Annotated in this window: 9 protein-coding genes; 6 read left to right on the top strand and 3 right to left on the bottom strand. The window is 45.2% G+C overall.

Annotated features, from left to right (window positions below):
- The 3 genes from MAF45_RS11135 to MAF45_RS11125 form a co-directional block, all read left to right on the top strand.
- Nucleotides 1-1,085, top strand: a 1,085-nt coding sequence (locus tag MAF45_RS11135) for a radical SAM/SPASM domain-containing protein (RefSeq protein ID WP_237980714.1), incomplete at its 5' end; no start/stop codon positions are given.
- A 110-nt stretch (nt 1,086-1,195) separates the two neighbouring features.
- On the top strand, nt 1,196-1,342 hold the full coding sequence (locus tag MAF45_RS11130) for a hypothetical protein (protein WP_237980712.1): 147 nt from the start codon (nt 1,196-1,198) through the stop codon (nt 1,340-1,342).
- A gap of 231 nt (nt 1,343-1,573) precedes the next feature.
- Nucleotides 1,574-2,035 carry a lysozyme gene (locus tag MAF45_RS11125; RefSeq protein ID WP_237980716.1) on the top strand — a complete coding sequence of 154 codons (462 nt, stop codon included), beginning with the start codon at nt 1,574-1,576 and terminating at the stop codon, nt 2,033-2,035.
- Nucleotides 2,036-2,175: 140 nt separating this feature from the next.
- Here the strand turns inward: MAF45_RS11125 and MAF45_RS11120 are convergent, their stop codons facing one another.
- Genes MAF45_RS11120 through MAF45_RS11110 form a run of 3 tightly spaced genes read right to left on the bottom strand, consistent with a single transcriptional unit; the run spans nt 2,176 to nt 3,678 of the window.
- Nucleotides 2,176-2,985, bottom strand: coding sequence for a KilA-N domain-containing protein (locus MAF45_RS11120; RefSeq protein ID WP_237980710.1), 810 nt, complete (start codon nt 2,983-2,985; stop codon nt 2,176-2,178).
- A gap of 9 nt (nt 2,986-2,994) precedes the next feature.
- Entirely contained in the window at nt 2,995-3,438 is a 444-nt protein-coding gene (locus tag MAF45_RS11115; RefSeq protein ID WP_237980708.1) for a hypothetical protein, read from the bottom strand.
- 60 nt (nt 3,439-3,498) lie between these two features.
- On the bottom strand, nt 3,499-3,678 hold the full coding sequence (locus MAF45_RS11110; protein ID WP_237980706.1) for a type II toxin-antitoxin system HicA family toxin: 180 nt from the start codon (nt 3,676-3,678) through the stop codon (nt 3,499-3,501).
- Nucleotides 3,679-3,754: 76 nt separating this feature from the next.
- Here MAF45_RS11110 and MAF45_RS11105 point away from each other — a divergent pair, with 76 nt between their 5' ends.
- The 3 genes from MAF45_RS11105 to MAF45_RS11095 all read left to right on the top strand — a co-directional run bounded on the left by MAF45_RS11105 (nt 3,755) and on the right by MAF45_RS11095 (nt 5,213).
- Nucleotides 3,755-4,222 carry a hypothetical protein gene (locus MAF45_RS11105; protein ID WP_237980704.1) on the top strand — a complete coding sequence of 156 codons (468 nt, stop codon included), beginning with the start codon at nt 3,755-3,757 and terminating at the stop codon, nt 4,220-4,222.
- A 95-nt stretch (nt 4,223-4,317) separates the two neighbouring features.
- Nucleotides 4,318-4,896: a dCTP deaminase gene (dcd, locus tag MAF45_RS11100; protein WP_237980702.1), complete on the top strand. Its 579-nt coding sequence runs from the start codon at nt 4,318-4,320 to the stop codon at nt 4,894-4,896.
- Complete coding sequence (locus tag MAF45_RS11095; protein ID WP_237980699.1) at nt 4,893-5,213, top strand: hypothetical protein; 321 nt, start codon at nt 4,893-4,895, stop codon at nt 5,211-5,213. Before dcd ends, MAF45_RS11095 begins: the two co-directional genes overlap by 4 nt.
- Nucleotides 5,214-5,312 lie beyond the last annotated feature (99 nt).

The raw sequence follows: 5,312 nt of genomic DNA, 5'->3' as shown, positions 1-5,312 counted from the left end.
CACAGATTTTCTCCGACAACAAGAGCAAGGATCTATACGATCTGAGAATTCAGTTAGGTCTTCGCTGCAACATGCATTGCCGTTATTGCGCGCAGTCGGATCGAGCTTTAGAGAAGGCGTGCTGGGGACCCAAGGACGTACCCGCGTTCATCGCAAAGCTCAAGGCCGGCAACGTCAACGTGACTGGCGTCATCGAACTCTGGGGTGGAGAGCCTTTTGTTTATTGGAAGACTATTAAAAATCTTGTTCCTCAGTTGCGCGAAATGTATCCCAACGTCCGGTTTGCCATGATCACAAATGGGACGCTACTTACCGCGGAGAAGATTTCGTTTTGTGAAAAGTACAGAATCGATTTGACATTCAGCCACGACGGCCAGGGATACAAGCTGAGGGGAAAGGATCCCTTGGACGACCCCAAGATGGTCGATCTTTGGCGCCTTGCCTTCTCGAAGCTTCGCTGCAATATTAATTGCGTTTTATCCCCGGCAAACACAGATATAGGGCAGATCATTGAATACATTCATTCCCGCCTGGGTATTGTGCCTATCAATTTCGAAGGCATCATGACCCATGTAGGTGTGACAGATAAAGAATTGATGTTCTCAGATAAGCAGTTGCTTGCGCTCCAAAAAAATATTTTTACAGCAATGACATCCGGACCGTGGGATAAATTTCCGGCTCTGGAGCAACAGTGCCGCAGCCTCATCCAGATGCTGGTGAATCGAAAAAGACTGAACCCGAGAGCAGTTAAGTGCTGCATGCATTCTCCGGATAACGCCGCAATCAATCTAAACGGGGACGTACTTTCGTGCCACGATCATTGCACACCGGACAAGTTTGTCGGGAGGATAGAGGATTTGGAGGGCGTGGATATCTCTCGCTGTTTCAAGCCGTGGAGCGAGCGTCCCGAATGCCGCAGGTGCCTTGTTCTTTCCATGTGCCGCGGCGCCTGCCCGCAGATCGAGGGGCTGGCGCGGACGCTCACGTGCAAAAACGAGTTTGCCTACAAGTTTTCGATCTTTCAGGCCGTGTTTTGGCTGCTGTTCGGCCTGACGCTCGAATCGTATGCGCCGGCGGAGGGCTGACCATGTGCACGACTCAGTCAAGATTTTTAGACAAGACGGCCGCCCGAGTTGGCGGCTTTTTTAATACCCCGACTCTAGCTAAGGGTGCTTTTCCGATAGGAGTGGCTGGAATGGATTTTGCAGGACTGACGCTTGGCGAGCTTGTTCAGCTGCTGACTCTGATCTATACAGCGCTTCTCATCCTCGGGGCGATCCCGAAAGCGATAGCTGGCATCCAGGCGCTGAAGGATCGGCTTAGATCAAAAAAGGATGAATAACAGAAACCCCAGCAAGAGTGGGCGCTCTTCCGGGGTGGACGGAAACTTATAAACGAGGCTAGTTCCCGTGACTGAAATTATAGCGGCATTAACTCCGATTTTGAGGTGGCTGATCATGAAGAAAGATTCTGACTTACCGTGGGTTGTTCGCTTGACCCGATGGGCCCTGTCTCTTTGCGGCACAGCACTCGCTGTCCTCTATGTCGCCCATTGCTTCAAGGAGTGGTTCCTATGAATCGCTATCAAATAGCAGCCATGACCGTATCAGCCGCCACGTTGGTAGGGATCGCCGGGTACGAAGGCTATTCCTCGGTGGCTTATGTTCCGGTAAAGGGCGATGCCCCGACTATCGGATGGGGTACGACAACGGGAGTGAAGAAAGGCGATACTATCGAGCCGACACAGGCGCTCCAGAGACTGTACCGGGATACCGAGATGGCGAAGGCCGGAATAAGTAACTGCATCAAAGTCCCGATAAGCCAAGGGGAACTAGATGCGTATCTGTCGCTTTCTTACAACATCGGGGCCGGGGCGTTTTGCAAGTCGACGCTTGTGAAGAGGTTGAACAAAGGCGACTATGTCGTGGCGTGCGGCGAAATCAAGCGCTGGTGCTACTTCAAGGGCAAAAAAGTACCCGGGTTAGTCGAGAGAAGAGAGAAGGAATACCGGACGTGCATGATGAACCGGCAATAAAAAAGCCCCATTCACATGGGGCTAAGTATTGTGGCATTGTTACATTTTGATACAGATTAGGTTTTCTATTACTTTGATTATAATGATGAATTTCTAAAACTGGTCAATTCACCAGTTTTAGAAAACCACAATATGTACTGCTACTTATGCTCGGCGTTTTTAAGAAGCGGCCTCTTCTTTAAAGATTCAAGCTGACGAGCGGCTTCTTTAACCAAATAATTGAAGCGCTCTTGTTTTGATGCCATTTGTTTTATAAGCAATGCGTTTTGAGACTCCAGTTGTGCGAGGACCAAAAGCTGATCAACAGAGGCTACGTCGCGCATATTCCCCTTAAAGTCAGGATGGGATTTTTTAAACTCTGCGGCTGTTTGTCCAAAAACAGCCATATTCAACAAATCCGCTTCCGAGGCGTATACGTACTTTGAATCATCGCCATGGTCAAAAGCGAGCATTTCTTTTACGGCATCTGTATGAAGCCTGTACGCTGTTTTTGACAACAAGCGATTAACATTCCATCCGAGTTGTTCGCCCTCGTGTTGTTTGAAGCGCTTGAACTCAGAAATAACATATAACCTGAGTGTTGGACTAAGCCAACCGGCAAATTCAAGGGCTATGTCAATATGAGCGAATGTTCCACCGTATCTGCCGGAACGCGCAACTATGCCTATGGCGTTCGTTTCGGAAACCCACTTTTTTACAGGGAGTCGGAATCTGTTGACTCCAGCCTGCATTAGTATTGTTTGGCAGGCAGAATCATTAAAGTTCGGATTGTTTAATTTTTCCCAAACTTCAAGAAATTCAATTGTGTTTTTGTTTTTGAGCCATTCTGTCAGCAGATCTTGTCCGCCCTGACTGGCAGCCATTTGCGTAAGACTGATAAAGTCGCCGACATCAGGGACGTTGTAGGCGCTGATATTAAGGGTAGAAAATTTCGATATTTGTGTTGCCATGGCGTTACCTTAAACAGATGTAATTGACACTTCGCAACCACAAGCCTGAAGCGCCTTGAAAAGAGAATCGAATCTCGTACCTTCCCGGTATACATCGAGCAAGGCGTTTATCGCCTGAGAAGACATGCCGAGAATCCTCCCAAGATCAGAAGGGCGAAGATTCCTGGATGTCATCGCATTCCGGAGAATGAACTTCAAAGCGATGGTTGGAGAAATTTCGAGAACCTTTTCTCCGGCTTGAGGCGCAGAGGCTTTGGGGATGAGTTCATGCCGTTTCGGAAGAACCGTTCCGCTCAAAACAAGCCAGTCGAGAGCAACCCGGTCGATAGATCCCGCGTCATCGGCCTGGGTGGTGCCGTCAAAATCTCTGAAGTATGCCGTTACGATACCGTCATCGGAGGTCTCGTATCGAACGGGATAAGCGAGAAAATCTTTCAAGTTGTAAGTCGTCATTGTTTGCATTGAATGATCTTGGCCTCTCAGGTCCCCCGGGTTTTTGAGCCCGGGGATTTATTACTTAATGTCGAGGTCTTTGAGGATTTTCTTTAAGGTTCCGGTTTTGATTTCCTTTGCGTGTCGTGGAACTCGTGTAACTAGGTTTCCGTTCCTTGACCACACATCGTGTTCTTTTCCGTGTCCCTCAAGTTTTGCTCCCTTTGACCTTAACAGCCTGAGAAGCTCTGAAAGTTTCATTCAATCTCCTATTCATCAAAGATAGGATAATTATACAACAAAATATTTAATATATCAAATAAAAGTAATTGCAAAAATGAATAAAACACTTGCAATTTCGGTTGCTGTGATCATTGTTGCTGTCGGTATTTTCTTCATCGGCTATCAATATGGCCATCAGCAAACCGCGGCCAAATACGAAGCCCAGATCGCTTCGCTGAAAGCTGATTGGAAAGCCAAATCTGATGCTGTGGAAAAGGAGGCTCAGGAAAAATATGAGGAACAAACCAAGAAACTATCTGCAGCGCTGGCTCAACGGGACAAAGCCTTGGCTAGCGCTCACAGTTTGCGGACTACTGCTGTCCGGGTGCGCGACATCGCAGACACCCGAGCCGAAAGTGATCTGCAAGCAGCCGCCGCTGCCGGAGACAGTAACCAAGAGCGCCTCGGGCGATGCGAAAAGCTACTCGGAGAAGGCGCAGACCTGGTTGGAGAAGGCGCGGAGCTTCTTACAAGAGTAGCTGCGGACAAAGACGCCATCGCTCAAGCTGAAGGAACAAAATAAATTTGTTAACAAACAATATATTATAAATGAAATTGCTAAGAAACAATAAATAAACTAAACTGATCAGTACGAATTTCTTATACCTAGAGATTGACATGTCAGCACTAAGTGATGTCTCAATTTTTACTTTGATTTCAAATAAGGAACTTGTAGTAGAACCTTTGGATAAAAGCAATATTCAGCCCGGAAGCATCGATTTAACGCTGGATAAATTGGCTTTTGTTCCGAATTTTAAACAAGGAGAAATTGTTGATATTGCAGAAAGAACCGACTGGGAAAAGTGCTGGCAAAAAATAGACCTGTCTGCTGGCTATATTCTTAATCCCGGTAAATTTATTGTCGGCCAATCTGCGGAAGAAATTAAATTATCCCAATCATATAATGGAGCGATTTTCAACAGAAACAGCTTAATTTATGCTGGTATTGATGCCTCCCTTACTCAATATATAAATCCCGGATTTTCAGGCCATAAGATAATAGCCTTAAAAAATATAGGAACAAATCCTATAAAAATATGTAGCGGCTTAAGGATATGCCAGCTTGTAATTTTTGAACTGGATACCGAAGCTGAGAAAACATATGAATTACGCCACTCCGGACAGCATATTGATACCTCTATCGCCGATTTTATGAATAGATGTATCGATGAGGCATTAAAGAAGAGTGAGGCATGAAAAACGATAGGCTATTTGAATCTGTCGAAAGTTTCCTTTTGACAGAAACTAACCTTTCAGAACGTATAGCTGAAAAAATAGTAACGCAGAAGATTCTTGAAGAAAGAAAACTAATAGGCGATAAAAATCAACTTATTTCTTCTGTCGAAAAAAGTATATATATAAAAACACACCGAGAAGAAGTGGCAAAAATTACTAAAGAAGTAATGCAAAAGACTATTAGACAAAAAATAGTTATAAATAGTCCACTTGTATTCTTCAAACAAATTGCAATTCTTTCTGTATTATTACGTAAATTCCGCAAAATTTATAACTAGTTAAGAGCAAAAATATTTTTGATTTCAGTCAATTAATCCCTCGAAAGAGGGTTTATTTTTCGGAGAAAACACAGTATAATTATAACTATATAGAATTGA

Origin of the sequence: Mesosutterella porci, assembly GCF_022134585.1 — a bacterium.
In the GTDB taxonomy this organism is placed as follows: domain Bacteria; phylum Pseudomonadota; class Gammaproteobacteria; order Burkholderiales; family Burkholderiaceae_F; genus Mesosutterella; species Mesosutterella porci.
This window is presented reverse-complemented; position numbering and strand designations above follow the sequence as displayed.

Bases quoted from the DNA above. Each gene is read 5' to 3' on its own strand.
- MAF45_RS11115 (WP_237980708.1), bottom strand. From the start codon at position 3,438: ATGACGACTTACAACTTGAAAGATTTTCTCGCTTATCCCGTTCGATAC.
- MAF45_RS11095 (WP_237980699.1), top strand. From the start codon at position 4,893: ATGAAAAACGATAGGCTATTTGAATCTGTCGAAAGTTTCCTTTTGACA.
- MAF45_RS11120 (WP_237980710.1), bottom strand. From the start codon at position 2,985: ATGGCAACACAAATATCGAAATTTTCTACCCTTAATATCAGCGCCTAC.
- MAF45_RS11125 (WP_237980716.1), top strand. From the start codon at position 1,574: ATGAATCGCTATCAAATAGCAGCCATGACCGTATCAGCCGCCACGTTG.
- dcd (WP_237980702.1), top strand. From the start codon at position 4,318: ATGTCAGCACTAAGTGATGTCTCAATTTTTACTTTGATTTCAAATAAG.
- MAF45_RS11105 (WP_237980704.1), top strand. From the start codon at position 3,755: ATGAATAAAACACTTGCAATTTCGGTTGCTGTGATCATTGTTGCTGTC.
- MAF45_RS11130 (WP_237980712.1), top strand. From the start codon at position 1,196: ATGGATTTTGCAGGACTGACGCTTGGCGAGCTTGTTCAGCTGCTGACT.
- MAF45_RS11110 (WP_237980706.1), bottom strand. From the start codon at position 3,678: ATGAAACTTTCAGAGCTTCTCAGGCTGTTAAGGTCAAAGGGAGCAAAA.